The 15,411-nt window shown below is 68.0% G+C and carries 12 protein-coding genes; 6 read left to right on the plus strand and 6 right to left on the minus strand.

Annotation, left to right across the window (positions count from 1 at the left end; all coding sequences use genetic code 11):
- Positions 1-77: 77 nt before the first annotated feature.
- Entirely contained in the window at positions 78-551 is a 474-nt protein-coding gene (locus IEY21_RS08330) for an Lrp/AsnC family transcriptional regulator (RefSeq protein WP_188903308.1), read from the minus strand.
- A 174-nt stretch (positions 552-725) separates the two neighbouring features.
- On the opposite strand from IEY21_RS08330, the gene IEY21_RS08335 reads away from it, so the two are divergent.
- The 6 genes from IEY21_RS08335 to IEY21_RS08360 all read left to right on the plus strand — a co-directional run bounded on the left by IEY21_RS08335 (position 726) and on the right by IEY21_RS08360 (position 10,549).
- Entirely contained in the window at positions 726-2,153 is a 1,428-nt protein-coding gene (locus tag IEY21_RS08335) for a KamA family radical SAM protein (RefSeq protein WP_188903310.1), read from the plus strand.
- A 96-nt stretch (positions 2,154-2,249) separates the two neighbouring features.
- Positions 2,250-3,623: an acetyl ornithine aminotransferase family protein gene (locus tag IEY21_RS08340; protein ID WP_188903313.1), complete on the plus strand. Its 1,374-nt coding sequence runs from the start codon at positions 2,250-2,252 to the stop codon at positions 3,621-3,623.
- A 482-nt stretch (positions 3,624-4,105) separates the two neighbouring features.
- Positions 4,106-7,918 (plus strand): ExeM/NucH family extracellular endonuclease, encoded by a 3,813-nt coding sequence (locus tag IEY21_RS08345; protein WP_229752977.1) that lies wholly within the window; start codon positions 4,106-4,108, stop codon positions 7,916-7,918.
- 188 nt (positions 7,919-8,106) lie between these two features.
- Positions 8,107-8,496, plus strand: a complete 390-nt coding sequence (locus IEY21_RS08350; protein ID WP_188903315.1) for a S1 RNA-binding domain-containing protein — start codon at positions 8,107-8,109, stop codon at positions 8,494-8,496.
- A gap of 93 nt (positions 8,497-8,589) precedes the next feature.
- On the plus strand, positions 8,590-9,030 hold the full coding sequence (locus IEY21_RS08355) for an OsmC family protein (RefSeq protein ID WP_188903317.1): 441 nt from the start codon (positions 8,590-8,592) through the stop codon (positions 9,028-9,030).
- A gap of 118 nt (positions 9,031-9,148) precedes the next feature.
- Entirely contained in the window at positions 9,149-10,549 is a 1,401-nt protein-coding gene (locus IEY21_RS08360) for a mercuric reductase (protein ID WP_188903319.1), read from the plus strand.
- 60 nt (positions 10,550-10,609) lie between these two features.
- Here IEY21_RS08360 and IEY21_RS08365 read toward each other — a convergent pair whose 3' ends face one another.
- From IEY21_RS08365 to deoC, 5 genes are read right to left on the minus strand one after another with little or no spacing between them, the layout of a single operon-like run.
- Positions 10,610-12,706: a peptidoglycan D,D-transpeptidase FtsI family protein gene (locus IEY21_RS08365; RefSeq protein WP_229752978.1), complete on the minus strand. Its 2,097-nt coding sequence runs from the start codon at positions 12,704-12,706 to the stop codon at positions 10,610-10,612.
- Positions 12,703-13,275: a Rod shape-determining protein MreD gene (locus IEY21_RS08370; protein WP_229752979.1), complete on the minus strand. Its 573-nt coding sequence runs from the start codon at positions 13,273-13,275 to the stop codon at positions 12,703-12,705. Before IEY21_RS08370 ends, IEY21_RS08365 begins: the two co-directional genes overlap by 4 nt.
- The gene (gene mreC / locus IEY21_RS08375) at positions 13,272-14,054 is read right to left on the minus strand and encodes a rod shape-determining protein MreC (protein WP_188903321.1); all 783 of its coding nucleotides are present in this window, start codon (positions 14,052-14,054) and stop codon (positions 13,272-13,274) included. Before mreC ends, IEY21_RS08370 begins: the two co-directional genes overlap by 4 nt.
- A complete protein-coding gene (locus tag IEY21_RS08380; protein ID WP_188903323.1) occupies positions 14,051-14,683 on the minus strand; it encodes a Maf family nucleotide pyrophosphatase in 633 nt (210 codons plus the stop codon). Before IEY21_RS08380 ends, mreC begins: the two co-directional genes overlap by 4 nt.
- The gene (gene deoC, locus IEY21_RS08385; RefSeq protein ID WP_188903325.1) at positions 14,683-15,345 is read right to left on the minus strand and encodes a deoxyribose-phosphate aldolase; all 663 of its coding nucleotides are present in this window, start codon (positions 15,343-15,345) and stop codon (positions 14,683-14,685) included. Before deoC ends, IEY21_RS08380 begins: the two co-directional genes overlap by 1 nt.
- Positions 15,346-15,411 lie beyond the last annotated feature (66 nt).

The following is a 15,411-nucleotide window of genomic DNA, read 5'->3' on the forward strand; positions in this document are numbered from 1 at the left end:
ATCAGAACCATACGTCTGAGAGGCCATTCCTCATGGTATTTGCTCGCCCAGAGAGGCGTGAAATTCCAAAACGGGCTCTAGGCGGAAGGCGACTTGGGCGGCAGCAGCAGTTTGCCTTCCAGCGGCGTGCTCAGCACGATGCTGGTGTCGCAGGTAAAGCCCATAGCGATCAGTTCGCCGAGCATGGTTTCCAGCGCGCCCACATCCGGCACGGCCACCTTCAGGATGCAGGAGTTGTCGCCGGTCACGCTGTGGCATTCCAGCACGCCGTCATGCGCGCCGGCCCAGCGCACCAGCGTGGGGTCGTTGCGGCCCGAGTCCTGCACGCCGATAAAGGCGGTGATGGTGCGGCCCAGCGGACGGCTGGCCACGCGCACGCCGTAGCCCAGAATCACGCCCGCGTCCTCCAGACGGCGTACGCGCTCGGTCACGGCGGGAGCCGAGAGGCCCACCCGGCGGCCCAGTTCACGCATGGACAGCCGTGAATCGGTCTGAAGTTCCTGCAGGATGCGGTGGTCCAGGGGATCGAGCGAGCCGCCGGTTTGTCTCATCATCAGAGCTTAACACCCTGCTTGGCGTTTGCAAGGTCAGGCATGGCGTTTGCCACCAGAGCGGCCAGCCGACCCCACCACTTTGCCGGTCTCCGGGCCTTCCAAAGGGATGTGCTGGACGGAAAGAATAGAGGTCAAGCAACTCACGTTTCTCTTTTCTCCCGGAGGTTCATCATGTCCCATGCTTCCCTGCATCCCCAGGCGACCACCCGCAGCCAGCAGATGCTGCCCCGAGGCCACCGCGCCGCCAAGTGGCGCGACGTGCCCGACGAGCAGTGGTACGACTGGAAATGGCAGCTGAAAAACCGCATCAATTCCGTGGCTGAACTGGAAGAGGTCATTCGCCTCACCGAGAGCGAGCGGCTGGGGGCCAGTGCCGAGGGCATCTTCCGTCTGGACATCACCCCGTACTTCGCCTCGTTGATGGACGCCGAGGACCCCACCTGCCCGGTGCGCCGTCAGGTGATTCCCACCCACCATGAGCTCGAACCCTTTACCTCCATGATGGAAGACTCGCTGGCCGAGGACAAGCACAGCCCCGTGCCTGGTCTGGTTCACCGCTACCCCGACCGGGTGCTGATGCTGGTGACCACCCAGTGCGCGAGTTACTGCCGTTACTGCACGCGCAGCCGCATCGTGGGCGATCCGTCCGAGACCTTCAATCTGGCCGAGTACGAGGCGCAGCTCAATTACCTGCGCAACACCCCGCAGGTGCGCGACGTGCTGCTCTCGGGCGGCGATCCGCTGACCCTGGCCCCCAAGGTGCTGGGCCGCCTGCTCTCGGAACTGCGCAAGATCGAGCACATCGAGATCATCCGCATCGGCACGCGTGTGCCCGTGTTCATGCCCATGCGCGTCACCGAGGAACTGTGCGAGGTGCTGTCGCAGAACCACCCGGTCTGGATGAACATCCACGTCAACCACCCCAAGGAGATCACGCCGGAGGTGGCCGAGGCCTGCGACCGCCTGACCCGTGCGGGCGTGCCGCTGGGCAACCAGAGTGTGCTGCTGCGCGGCATCAACGACCACCCGGTGATCATGCAGAAGCTGCTGCGCGAGCTGGTCAAGATCCGGGTGCGTCCGTACTACATCTACCAGTGCGACCTCGTGCACGGCGCGGGCCACCTGCGGACCACCGTGAGCAAGGGCCTGGAGATCATGGAGAGCCTGCGCGGGCATACCTCCGGCTACAGCATTCCCACCTACGTGGTGGACGCCCCTGGCGGCGGCGGCAAGATTCCGGTGGCTCCCAACTATGTGCTGTCGCACAGCCCCGACAAGCTCATCCTGCGCAACTTTGAGGGCTACATCGCCGCGTACACCGAGCCGACCGATTACACCGGCCCCGACATGGCCGTGCCGGCCGAGTGGCGGCGCAAGGAACCCGGTCAGAGCGGCATCTACGGCCTGATGGAAGGCGAGCGCATTTCCATCGAGCCCGCCGGCTTCAGCGAGACGCACCACCGGCCCGGCGAGGTCCAGCACCGTCTGAACAGCCGTGAGGACAAGTGGGCGGCGTACGGCGTCGGCGCGGTCAGCGTGAGCGACACGGCCCCGGACGGCAAGAGCAACGAGCCGATCCCGGTACACAGCGGGGATTGAGCGGCGTGCCGGACCCGTCCGGCGACCGTTGTACCGCGCAGATTTTCCGATCACGACCCCTTTTGCAACGCAGATTGCAACGCAGGAGAATTCACCATGACCACCCTTTCCAGACCCCGTCAGCCCGAACTCAAGACCGCCCTCCCCGGTCCCAAAACACAGGCCATCATGGCGCGTGACGCCCAGCATCTGTCCACCTCCTACATGCGCCCGTACCCCTTTGTGCCGGACCACGGCGAGGGCGTGTGGCTCAGCGACCCGGACGGCAACACCATGCTGGACTTCTTCGCGGGCATCGCCGTGTCCACCACCGGCCACGCCCACCCGCATGTGGTGGGGGCGGTGCAGGACCAGGTCACGAAGTTCACCCACGTCTGCCTGACCGACTACCCGCAGGAGATCACCACCAGCCTCGCCGAGCGCCTCGTCAAGCACGTGGAGCGTCCCGGCGAAAAATGGCGCGTGTTCTTCGGCAACTCCGGCGCGGAGGCGGTGGAGGCCGCCGTCAAGCTGGCGCGCAACCACACCGGGCGCACGCACATCATCTCCACGATGGGCAGCTTTCACGGACGCACCTACGGCGCGATCACGCTGACCGGCTCCAAGACCAAGTACAAGCGCGGCTTCGGGCCGCTGCTGCCCGCCGTGTCGCACGTGCCGTACCCCAACCCCTTCCGCCCGCCGCTGGGGTCCACCCCCGAGGCCTGCGGACAGGCGGTCCTGAACCACATCCGTGAACTGTTCGTGGGCGTGATTCCCGCCGACGAGGTCGCCGCGATCATCGTGGAGCCCATGCAGGGCGAGGGCGGATACATCGTGCCGCCCGCCGACTTCCTGCCGGGGCTGCGGGCGCTGTGCGACGAGCACGGCATCATGCTGATCTACGACGAGGTTCAGGCCGGCATGGGCCGCACCGGCAAGATGTTCTCGTTCCAGCACTCCGCCATCTACGGCGAGGTCCAGCCCGACATGATCACGGTGGCCAAGGGCATCGCCTCGGGCATGCCCATCTCGGCGCTGCTGGCGAAGGAATCGGTCATGACGTGGCCGGTCGGCTCGCACGGCTCCACCTACGGCGGCAATCCGGTGGCGGCGGCGGCGGCCCACGCCACGCTGGACCTGATCGAGGGCGTGGTCAAGCACCCCGGCTGCGGCGAGAGCCTGATGCAGAACGCCGCCGATGTGGGCGGGTACATCCTGGGTGAGCTGAGGGCCATGCAGACCGAATTTCCTTTCCTGGGTGACGTGCGCGGCGAGGGGTTGTTCATCGGTCTGGAATTCGTGAAGCCCGACGGCAGCCCCGACGGCAAGCTGCGCGACCGGGCCAGCACCGCGATGTTCGAGCGCGGCCTGCTCAATCTGGACTGCGGCGAGGCCGTGATCCGGGTCAGCCCCCCGCTGATCCTGACGCGGGAGGAAGCGGCGACCGGACTGGAGATCATGCGCGCGGCGCTGAGGGGCCTGAAATAACACCCCGGGGCGTACAGGACGCCCCTCACCTTTCTTCACCCGCCATGGCCTGAGCGCAGCTGAACTGCGCCGGGCCGTGGCGGTCCGTAGTGCCACGTGGGCGAGGGCACACCGGCAGGAGGGTGCAGCGTGCGCCCGACTGATCGCCTGCGAAGTTGGTGCCTTGCGGAGCGGGCGGTCCACGGTGTCCCCATCGAGCTCGCCCAGCACCCACCGTGACACGCAGCGCCAAACTTTGTGGGCAGATGGGTCCCTGGACAGAAGATGGTGCGCCACGCCGACCCACCACCCCTCAACCGGGATGAGTTCCTCATGACGGAAGTATGTGGAATTCGCTAAGCTTGGCTCCTGTCCTCCGTCCGCCTCCCGGCTTTCCTGAACGACCCCGCCTCCCTCACCCCGATGGGTGGGGGGTGCGGCGTCGTGCTGGAGCGCTCCCGCCCGCCACTTCCGGCACATTCACGCGTACCACAGGACCAAACATGAAAAAACGGACCCTTCTGTCTCTTGCCCTTCTCCTCAGCGCCTGCGGTCAGTCTCCTTCCACCGCGCCCCACCAGGCGACAAAGAGCACGGCCCAGTTCCGGATTCTCTCCCTGCCCGCCGAGGTCCGCGAGGTAGTCGTGGACGTGACCGGGACCGGCGCCGACAACGCCAGCGAGGTGCGCAGCGTGACCGCCACCCTGAGCGGCGGCACGGCGAGCGTGTCTCTGCCGGATCTGATCAAGGGCCGCTACCGGGTGGTGGCCCGCGCCTACGACGGCATGGATGCCGACAAGGTGGTGCTGTACAAGGGCACCCTTTCGGTGGACTTCCAGAGTGAGGCGGTCTCGGATCTGCGCGTGAACCGCGTGACCAGCGCCATCATGGTGACGGCCACCGGCGTGACGGGCAAGAGCAATGTGCTCGTTGCCAAGGTGGGCGACCTGGAAGCCCGCCTGCTGGCCAACGGCAACACGGCCACCGGCGTGCTGCAGGGCGTGCCCACCGGACGTGGCATTCAGGTGATCGTGAACGGTACCTCGACAGCGGGCGCGCTCGTTCAGCAGGGCGTGGCCACCGTGCGCCTGAGCGAGAACGATCAGACCGTGACCCTGCCCCTCTCGGACGTGAACAACGAGGTGGCCCCGAACGCGCCGGCCCTCAGCGGTGAGGCGAGCGTTAAAAACAACCAGCCCTACACCCTGACGGTGGGAGCCAGCCAGAACCCGAACGGACCGGAAACGCTGCAAAGCGTGGATGTGGACTGGGGCGACGGCAGCGCCCCCACCACCCTGACCCTGAACGGCAAGAGTGCCGAGGTGCGCCCCACCCACACCTACACAGCCCCCGGCAACCGCACGGTCTCGGTCACCGTGACCAACTCGGCGGGCCTGAAGAACGCGAGCAGCCTGAACTTGAATGTGCTCGATACCGTAACCGGGAACGTCACGGTGGACTTCGGGGCCGAGGTGACGCCGGTTCAGCTCACCGCCCAGGACGTGCCCACCTCGGCCGAACGGGTGGTGGCCACCTTCACGGCGCCGACCAGCTTTCAGGGCAACCGCCTGGGTGCCCAGGACCTCAAGGTCAGCTACACGCTGGAGCTGATTCCGCGCGGCGGCGGCGTGTGGAGCGGCGGCCTGAGCCTTCCGGTGGGCATCACCCACCAGACGGCGCTCACCGCCTACGTGAACGGCCAGCCGGTCGCCGGCGCACAGGGCAGCGTGACCCCCACCGTGGGCCATCCCGCCGTCACCCTGCCCTTCGGAGGCAACGGCCCGGTGGCCTGCCCCGCCGGCGCCACCATCACGCCCATTTCCACCGTGCAGGGCTCTGGCAGTGCCAGCCCACTGGTGAACCAGACCGTGACCGTGCGCGGAATCGTGACCCTGGACGCCCAGAGCGGTCTGGGCGGGTTCTTCGTGCAGGACCTGACGCCCGACGCCGATCCTCAGACCAGCGAGGGGCTGTTCGTGTACACCGCCTCTGCGCCCCAGCCCGTTAAGGCGGGCGAAGTGGTGGAGGTCTCGGGAACCGTCAAGGAGTTCTTCGCCTCTACCCAGCTCGATACCGTCACCACCGTGACCTCCTGCGGGGAGATGACGCTGCCCGCCGCCACCACCGTGAGCTACCCGCTCGCCTCACCGGACGCACTGGAGGCGGTGGAAGGCATGCTGGTCCGGGTCACCACGCCTATGACCGTGACCAATACCTTCACGCTGGGCCGTTACGGCGAGCTGGGGCTGTCCAGCGGGGGACGGCTGTTCAACCCCACCAACGGGCAGGGCGGCACGCTGGAAGAGGCGAGGAAGCGCACCCTGGTGCTGGATGACGTGAACAGCAAGCAGAACCCGCCGACCATTCCCTACCTGACTTCCGGCGATCCCGCCACCGCCACCCGCCGCGCAGGCGACACGGTGACCGATCTGCAGGGCGTGATGCACTACGCGAACAACACCTTCAAGCTGGAGCCCACCGTGGCCCCGATGTTCACGGTGTCCAATCCCCGCACCGAGGGGCCCAAAGCCGTGGGCGGCACCCTGAAGGTGGCGGGCGCAAACGTCCTGAACTACTTCACGACCCTGGGGTCGGCTGGCCGCGGAGCGTCCAACGCCACCGAATTTGCCCGCCAGAAGGCCAAGATCGTGGCCGAACTGCGCGCGCTGGACGCCGACGTGATCACCCTGATGGAGATCGAGAACAACGGCGAGACGGCCCTGGACGATCTGGTGGCCGCGCTGAACGCGGCGGCGGGCCGGACCGAGTACGCCAGCGTCAAGACCGGCACCGTGGGCACCGACGCCATCCGCGTGGCGATGATCTACCGTCCGGACCGGGTGAGCACCGTGGGAGCGCCGCGCACCGATACCGACCCGGTGTACTCGCGTCCGCCGGTCGCGCAGACTTTCCGGGACATCACCGGAAAGGGTGTGTTCACCGTGGTCGCCAACCACTTCAAGAGCAAGGGCTGTGGCAGCGCCACGGGCGCCAACGTCGACAGCGGACAGGGATGCTGGAATGCGCTGCGCGTGGATCAGGCAAAAGCGTTGCTCGCCTTTGCCGACAAGCTCAAGGTCACGGACCCCGACGTACTGCTGATGGGCGACCTGAACGCCTACGGCGAGGAAGATCCGATCAAAGCGCTGGAAAATGGCGGATTCGCGAGTCTGAACAAACGCATCCCTGCGGATGACCGTTACTCCTTCCAGTTCGACGGTCTGTTCGGCTATCTGGACCACGCCCTGGCGAGCCAGAGCCTGGACGGCCAGGTCACCGGTATTACCGAGTGGCACATCAACGCCGACGAGCCGGTGGTGCTGGACTACAACATCGAGTACAAGAACAACCCCGGGTGCACGGGCAGCAGCTGCACCTCGCCTGACCTGTACGCGCCCACGCCCTACCGCAGCAGCGACCATGACCCGGTGCTCGTGGGCCTGAGCCTGACGGCGGACGCTGACCCCACCGTTCCCCTGACCGTCACGGCGGGCGGCGAGTCCACTGCCACCACCGGTCAGCCCTACACCCTGAACATCTCCACGGGCGGCGCGCCGGAGACCCTGAACGTGGCCTGGGGCGACGGCCTTACCGACACGCTGTCCACCACCGCCACCTCGGCCACCCACACCTATGCGGGCACCGGACCCTTCACCATCACCGTGACGGCGGGCCGCGGCAGCGAGATGGCCACCGCGACCCAGGCGGTCACGGTTCAGGCTGCGCCCGACCCCGGCGTGGGCCGGCTGGTGATCAGTCAGGTGTACGGTGGCGGCGGCAACAGCGGAGCCACGCTCAAGAACGACTTCGTGGAGCTGTTCAATGCTGGGAAGGTCGCTGTGAGCACGGCGGGCAAGAGCCTGCAGTATGCGAGCGCGGCGGGAACCTTCAAGGATGCCAGCGCGGATGCCACGGCCAATGCCAGCAACACGACCTCCTTCGCGTTGCCCAGCGTGACCATTCAACCCGGCGCCTACTATCTGGTCCAGCTGGCCAAGGGCACGGGGGGAACGCAGGATCTGCCCACCCCGGACGCCACCGGTGCGGTGGCCATGAGCGGCACCAATGGCAAGGTCGCGCTGGTCGGCAACCTGGAAGCCATCACCGGCAAGACGGATGCGGACGTGCTGGATTTCGTCGGCTACGGCTCGGCCAGCGAGTTCGAGGGCACGGCGGCCACGCCGGTCCTGAGCAACACGACCGCCGCCCTGCGTGCCGGGAACGGCTGCACCGACACCGATCAGAACGGATCGGACTTCACGGTAACCGCGCCGGCTCCGCGCAACAGCGCCGCGCCCACCCACACCTGCCCCTGAGCTCCTGAAACAAGCCTGCCCGGACCATCCCTGCGGTGGTCCGGGTTCTTTTTTGGATGCTGTTTTTCGTAGCGCACACCGTGGGCGGAGCACCAGGGACCATCACGCTTGACCGCACATTTAAAATGTGACCTGTGCAGCGACGGGATGGTGTACCATGAGCCTCATGCTTTTTGAGGAGACTTCCTTTGGTGCAGCTTGATTCCGGCGCGGTGGCTGAAGGCCGCGTGACACGTGTGACCGATTTCGGCGCCTTCATCCAGTTCGAGAACGGCGAGACAGGTCTGGTTCACATCTCGCAGATCGCCCACTCGTTCGTGCGCAACATTCACGACCATGTGCGCGAGGGCGAGAACATTGAAGTCAAGGTGCTGGGCCGCGACGAGCGGGGCCGCCTTGACCTGTCCATCAAGGAATTGCTGGAAGAGCCCGAGGAGGTGCCCCGCCCACGCGCCATCGGACGGCAAAGCCCGCAGTTCGAGGCCAAGCTGCGCTCTTTCATGCGCGATGCCAAGGAGCGCACCACCGCCGGCGGCCCCAAGAAGCCCGGCGGCAGCGGCGGCAAGCGCAAGAAGTAAGAGAACCACCCGAATTGTCCCGGCCACTGGCCGGGCTTTTTGTATTCCTTCGGATGTGCCCTCTTCGGCTTCCGGATGCCTTAGCCTGGGGGCATGACAGCTTCCTCCAAGAAGACCCTGAACGTGACCTGGCTGGGCGAACAGCGTTATCTGGGCGTCAGTGCCAGCGGCCATCAGCTGCTGATAGACAACAGTGCCACCAAGGTCGGCGTCTCGCCGATGGAGGCCCTGCTGGGGGCGCTGGCGACCTGTACGGCCTATGACGTGGTGGAGGTCATGAAAAAGCGCCGCACGCCGCTGGCCAGCTACCGTATCGAGGTCGAGGGCACCCGGGCCGACACCGATCCCAAGCGGTACACCCATATCACTGTGCGGCACATCGCAGGCGGCCAGGGCGTGACGGCCGAGGCGCTGGAGCGCGCCGCACACCTGAGCCACGAGAAATACTGCTCGGTGGCGGGCAGCCTGAACAGCGAGATCACGGTGGAAACGCAGCTGGAAGGCCCCGCCCAGGAGGCGGTTCGTCCGGTCTGAGCTAGGTTCCTCCCCACCCGCCCTGCGTTTCGTGCCCTGCCTGGAGACCCCATGACCCCACTGCCTGACCGTTTGCACGCCGCCCTCTGGCCCTCGCCCAACGCTGACCGGTCCCGCCATGCCTGAGGCCATCGTGGTCGGTGCCGGGCAGGCGGGTGTGCCGCTGGCGCGTGATCTGGCGGGCGCCGGCTGGAGGGTCACGCTGATCGAGCGGGAGCATGTGGGCGGAACCTGTGTCAACGAGGGCTGCACCCCGACCAAGGCCATGATTGCCAGCGCCCACGCCGCCCATGTGGCCCGCAGTTCCGGTGAGCTGGGTGTTCACGTTCAGAGCGTCCGCACCGATCTGGGGCAGATTGTGGACCGGGTGCAGGGCATCGTCACGGAGTTCCGGGAGGGCAGTGAGGCGGGTCTGAAGAAGGCCGGAGTTGAACTGCTTGCCGGGGAAGCCCGCTTCAGTGGGCCCCGCGAAGTGCAGGTCAGTCTGAATGACGGTGGACAGCGGCAGCTGCGTGCCGACTACGTGTTCATCAATGTGGGCGCGCGGCCCCGCTGGCCCGAGCTGCCGGGGGTGCATGAGGTGGGGGCACTGACCTCGAAAGAAATTCTGCACCTGCGCGAGTTGCCCTCCCATCTGCTGATTCTGGGCGGCGGGTATATCAGCCTGGAATTCGCACAGATGTATGTGCGCCTGGGCAGCCGCGTGACCGTCGTGGAGACGGGAGAGCGTCTGCTGCCCCGCGAGGACCCGGATGTGGTGGCGGCGCTGCGCGCGGTGCTGGAGGCGGAGGGCGTCGGGTTCCTGCTGGGGGCACAGGCCGTGCAGACCCGGCGCGAGGGCGGGGAGGTCGTGCTGGAGGTCCGGCAGGGCGATGAAGCGCGAACCCTGAGCGGCTCGCATCTGCTGGTCGCGGTGGGCCGCGTTCCCAATACCGAGCACCTGAATGTGGAGGCGACGGGCGCCAAACTCGACCGACACGGCGCGGTTGGAGTGGACGGGCACTTGCGGGCCGCTGAGGGGGTGTATGCGCTGGGCGACGTGAAGGGCGGGCCGGCCTTCACGCACATTTCGTATGACGACCACCGCATCGTGCGTGACGCCCTGCTGCGGGGCACCGAGCGGTCCTATCACGACCGCCCGGTGCCCTACACCCTGTTCACCGATCCACAGCTGGGCCGGGTGGGGCTGGCCCGGCAGGACGCATGTTCGCTGGGCCGCCCGACGCGGGTCTATACCCTGCCGATGTCCAGCGTGGCCCGCGCCATCGAGACGAACGCCACCGCCGGGATGATGCGGGCCGTGGTTGACGATGCCAGTGATCTGCTGCTCGGCGTGACCGTGCTGGGCACAGAGGGGGGAGAGGTCATGAGCGCCCTGCAACTCGCCATGATGGGCGGCCTGAGCGCCTCGGACCTGCGCGGCGCCACCCTGGCCCACCCGACCCTGTGCGAGTCCATCAACAACCTCTTTATGAGCACGCCGGAAACGCTGGACGGCCAGGACGACCCCAGCACCTGAGCCCCGGCGCCGGCTGCAGACGCAAAGCCCCGTTCCAGGTTCCAGTCATCCCGGCTGCGGTCACGGCACCTGCTGGGACTGTTCCGCCGCCGTGTCCGTTTCGCGCTGCGCCCGCACGCGGTACACCTCGCGCATGTGGTCCAGCTCTCCCAGACAGGGCTGCTGCTCCGCGAGCGGAAGTGCGCTGAGGCGGTCACCCAGCGTCACGCACCAGCGGGCGGCGAACATGCGTTTGACGGCGTTGAGGCCGGGGCCATAGCCCTCGCCGCCGTTCTGGAAGAAGGCCACCACCGCAAAGGTCGGGTTGCCGACTGGACCGTAACCCTCGTACCACGCGTGGGTGTAGGCGTATCCCTTGTCGGGCCGCGCGCTGATGCCGTTCTCGGCGGTGCCGGTCTTGCCGGCCGTGGGTACCGGAAACAGGTTTGGCCCCAGCTTGGTGCTCGCCGTGCCGCCGGGAATGGAGGTGGTCCAGTGCATGCCTTCCTTGATGAACCGGAAGATCTCGGTGTTGCCGTTACGGACGACGCTGATCGGCTGGGAGCGCGGCGGGGCCTTGCCATCCACGGCCTGAACCACGGTCAGCGGGCGCTGCTGGCCCTCGTTGATGATTGTGGACATCACGCGCGCCACCTGGGCGGGCGTGACGAGCACGTCGCCCTGGCCGATGCTCATGTTCAGGCCTGACCCGGCGTACCACGGCGCGGCGGGGGTGCTGTAGTCGTCTATGTCGGTGAGCAGACCGGTCTTCTCGCCCACGATCTCCAGTCCGGTGGGCCGGTTGTAGCCCAGTTCGGTCAGGCGGGACTTGAGCTGGCGCGAGTAGACCCCCGGCGTGGCCCGCACCGCCGAGTCGTAGAACCACGGGTTGCACGAGAAGGCGATGGCCTTGCGGGCGTCCACCATGCCCAAGTTGGTGTGTGACCAGTTGTTGAAGCGCGCCCGCCCGAAGTAGTACGTCGGCGCGCACGACAGCGAGAAGTTGCCCCAGCGCTCGACGTACATCAGGGCGCTGGCAATCTTGAACACGCTGCCGGGGTTGTAGGCCTGCAGCGCCCGGTTGCTGGTCACGGCGTCCAGCGCGGCGTCCTTGCGGTTGGGGTCAATGGCCCAGTTCTTGGCCACCGGGTCGGGACTGGGCACCCGCGAGAACCAGTTGGGGTCATACGCCGGGCTGGAGGCCATCGCCAGCACCTCGTTCGTGCGCGGGTCAATGGCAATGACTGCGCCGCGGGTGAACGGCTCGGGGGGCTTGCCGTACTTGCTGCGCCCCTCGTTCACGTCCACCAAGCCCTGCCTCAGGGCGTCCTCGGCGGCCCGTTGCAGGCGGCTGTCGATGGTGAGCAGCACGTCCTGGCCGCGCTGGCCGGGGTCGATCACGCGCTGGGTCAGGGGGCGCCCGGTCGCCGTGACCTCGCGGCGCAGCACGCCGTTCTTGCCCTCCAGCGTCTTTTGCAGGCTGTATTCCAGGCCCGAGCGGCCCACCAGGTCGCCCACGGTGTACCCGTCCTCCTTAACCTGACGGTCGTCGGCCTCCTGCACGTAGCCCAGCAGGTGCGCGGCCATCTTGCCCTGCGGATAGATGCGCTCGACACGCTCGCGCAGTTCCAGACTGGGGACGAGCACGGTGTACTCGTACAGCGCGGCCAGCCGGTCCTGCGGGACGTTGCGGGCCAGCACGGTCTCGGCCTCCTTGTGAAAGTTCGGTTCGCGGGGCTGGCCCGCCACGAGCACGTCTGGTTTGATACCCGCGAGGTACACGATCTTGTCCCAGGCGGGCAGCGGCGTGGCTCGGTCGGCGGCCTTGCGTCCGGTGTACACCAGGTCGACGGCCAGCCGGTTGGTGGCGAGCAGCAGGCCGTCACGGGTGCGAATCTCACCGCGCAGGGCGCGGATCACCTCGTCGCGCTGGAAGTTGCTCGCCGACTGCACCGCGTACTGCCCGTGCTGCGTGACCTGCAGCGTGAACAGCCGCGCGCCCAGTCCGAGCAGGCCCACGCTCAGGGCCAGGGCCAGCCAGCCCACCCGGCCCTTGCCGTGGCCGACCGTGCGCACCCCGGACAGAGAACCGCCGGCCCCCTCGCGCCGGGGACCCACGCGGCGCTGGCGGCCCCGCGGATTCAGGGGGGGATGCAGGGGGCGTTCGGCGCGGCTCACGACAGGTTCTCCTCGGCTCCGGAGCGGGGACCAAAACCCCACCCCACAACGCGTTCCCACAGCGGAAACACCAGCAGTGTACCCACGAACAGCAGCGGAACGGTGGCCTGGAGCAGCTTTACGGTCACGAGGTCCGAACGCAGCCAGTACGTCAGGAAACCAAAGACCAGCCATTGCCCGGCCACGGCGCTGAGCACCGTCAGCACGGCCTGGAAGATGCCCGAATCGGCGAAGTAGCGCCGGATCATCAGCACCAGCAGCGCTCCGCCCGCCACGCCCGCCGCGTGCAGGCCCAGGACTCCGCCGCCCAGCAGGTCCTGGCCCAGTCCCACCCCGTAGGCGGCGACCAGCGCCCACGCCGGGTTCAGGCGCCACGCCAGCGCCGCCCCGGTGAGCAGGAACAGGTCGGGGGCAGGGAGGCCGGCCGCGTCGGCCAGCCGCGACAGCAGACCCTGCGCGGCGACGAGCAAGGCGGCGTAAACCACCGCCCGCAGCCAGCGCCCCGGCCCGCCCCGCTGCGGCAGGCGGTAGGCGGGTGAGGGCGCGCGGCCCAGCATTCCCCGTCTCACAGGCCCTCCAGGATGGTCACGTCTTCCACGGTGCCCACGTCCACGGCGGGCCGAACGATCACCGCGCGGTTCACGTCGTTCGGGCCCAGCGGCAGCACCTTTTCCACGGTGCCCACCCGCACGCCCACCGGGTACACGCCGCCCAGGCTGCTGGTGACCAGCACGTCGCCGGGCTTGACCGGCACGCCGCGCGAGAACTCGGCCTGCAGACGGTCCGGCGGCACGCCGCGCGCCAGCCCGCGCCCGCCGCCGCCGCCCTGCAGGGTTACCCCCACGGTGCTCTCGGGGTCCACCAGGGCGATCACCGTGGCCTGGGAGGCGCTGACCGACGTGATCTGCCCGACCAGTCCGCCGGGTACCGTGACCGGCATGCGGATACGCACGCCGTCGCGCGTGCCGCGGTTGAGGGTCAGGCGGGCAAGAAGGGGGCTGGGGTCCACGGCAATCACCTGCGCGATGCCCAGCGCGTTGGGGGCCTGCGTGCGGGTGATGATCTCCAGCTGGCGCAGGCGTCCAGCCTCGCGGGTGAGCAGTTCGTTGCGCTGGCGCAGCACGTCATTTTCCTGGCGCAGCCGCGCGACCTCGGCCCCCAGATCACGTTCCCGGGTCAGCGCGGTGTACGCGCGGCGCAGCGTGTCGGCCGCCGTCATGCCCACCCGGTTCACCGGCACGGTCGCCGAGCGCAGCGCCGCGGGCGGCACCACCTGAAAACGGGTCAGGACCATGCTGAGCAGCAGCAACCCCGCGAAGACCAGACCCAGCCGTCCCCACGCCGTCACGCCGGGGTGGTCTCCGCCCCGGTTCGCGGCGCCCCCGCGTGTTCCACCGTGCCCCATACCGGAACCCCGTGGGCACGCAGCAGCCCGATCACCACCGACAGCGGAAAGCCCACCACGTTGGAATATTCACCGTCCAGGCGCGAGATCAGCGCCATGCCCAGGCCCTGTGCGCCGTAGCCTCCCGCCTTGTCCAGTCCCTCGCCGGAGCGGGCATAGAATGCCGTCTCGGTTTCGTTCAGGACGCGGAAGGTGACGTCGGTGCGGGCCACCGCAGCGTGTTCCGCGCCGCCATGAAAGGCCGCCACCCCGGTAAACACCTGATGGGTCCGCCCCGAGAGCCGGCGCAGAAAGGCGGCGTTCTCGGCGGCGTCCCGCGGCTTGGCGAGGAGGGCATCGTCCACCGCCACCACCGTATCGGCGGCGAGAACCAGGGCAGTTCTGTTCAGCGCAGCCACGCTCCGGCCCTTGCGCAGGGCGAGTTCAGCGGCCAGCCGCGCCGGATCGGTTTCAGGGCTGTCCTCGTCCTCGCCGCTGACCTGCACCCGGAACGCCACCCCCAGCTGGGTCAGTAGTTCGTGTCGCCGGGGACTGCCGGAGGCCAGCACGACCTCGGGCACAGCGGGCGTCATCAATAGCCCTCGCCGCTGCGCTCGCCCGCCACCAGCGCCACACCGCCCGAGGTGCCCAGACGGTCGGCTCCGGCCTCGATCATGGCGCGGGCATCCTCGGCGCTGCGGACACCGCCCGCCGCCTTGATCTTTGCGCGCCCGGCGATAACCTCGCGCATCAGCCGCACGTCGTCCAGGGTCGCGCCACCGGTGCCAAATCCGGTGCTCGTCTTCACGTAGTCCGCGCCGCCCAGCACGGCGGCCTCGGTCGCGCCGCGCTTCTGTTCGTCATTGAGGTAGCACGTCTCGATAATCACCTTGAGGACGTGTTCGGGGATGGCCTGACGCACCGCGCGCACGTCGGCCTGCACGGTGTCCCAGTCTCCGGCGAGCGCCGCACCGATGTGGATCACCATGTCCACCTCGTCGGCCCCGGCCTCGACGCTCAGGCGGGCCTCCACGGCTTTCTGGCCGGCCGTCACGGCTCCCAGCGGGAAGCCGCACACGGTGGCGACCCGCACGCCGCTGCCCTCCAGTTCGGCGCGGGCCTGCGGCACATAGACCGGGTTGACGCATACGGCGTAAAAGGCGTTTTCACGGGCCTCGCGGCACAGCCCGGTGATGTCGGCGGGCGTGGCAGTGGCTTTCAGCAGGGTGTGGTCAATGTAGGGAGCGAGCTTCACGCTCCCAGCATACGGGGGGGTGGGCTGAGAAATGCGCGGAAAGGCTGCGGATGTGGCGGCCGCTGC

This window comes from Deinococcus aerophilus, assembly GCF_014647075.1.
In the GTDB taxonomy this organism is placed as follows: Bacteria; Deinococcota; Deinococci; order Deinococcales; family Deinococcaceae; genus Deinococcus; species Deinococcus aerophilus.

Excerpts from the sequence above, each read along its gene's own strand:
- IEY21_RS08355 (WP_188903317.1), top strand. The coding sequence starts at position 8,590 with ATGACAGCTTCCTCCAAGAAGACCCTGAACGTGACCTGGCTGGGCGAA.
- IEY21_RS08380 (WP_188903323.1), bottom strand. The coding sequence starts at position 14,683 with ATGACGCCCGCTGTGCCCGAGGTCGTGCTGGCCTCCGGCAGTCCCCGG.
- IEY21_RS08335 (WP_188903310.1), top strand. The coding sequence starts at position 726 with ATGTCCCATGCTTCCCTGCATCCCCAGGCGACCACCCGCAGCCAGCAG.
- IEY21_RS08330 (WP_188903308.1), bottom strand. The coding sequence starts at position 551 with ATGAGACAAACCGGCGGCTCGCTCGATCCCCTGGACCACCGCATCCTG.
- IEY21_RS08345 (WP_229752977.1), top strand. The coding sequence starts at position 4,106 with ATGAAAAAACGGACCCTTCTGTCTCTTGCCCTTCTCCTCAGCGCCTGC.
- IEY21_RS08360 (WP_188903319.1), top strand. The coding sequence starts at position 9,149 with ATGCCTGAGGCCATCGTGGTCGGTGCCGGGCAGGCGGGTGTGCCGCTG.
- IEY21_RS08340 (WP_188903313.1), top strand. The coding sequence starts at position 2,250 with ATGACCACCCTTTCCAGACCCCGTCAGCCCGAACTCAAGACCGCCCTC.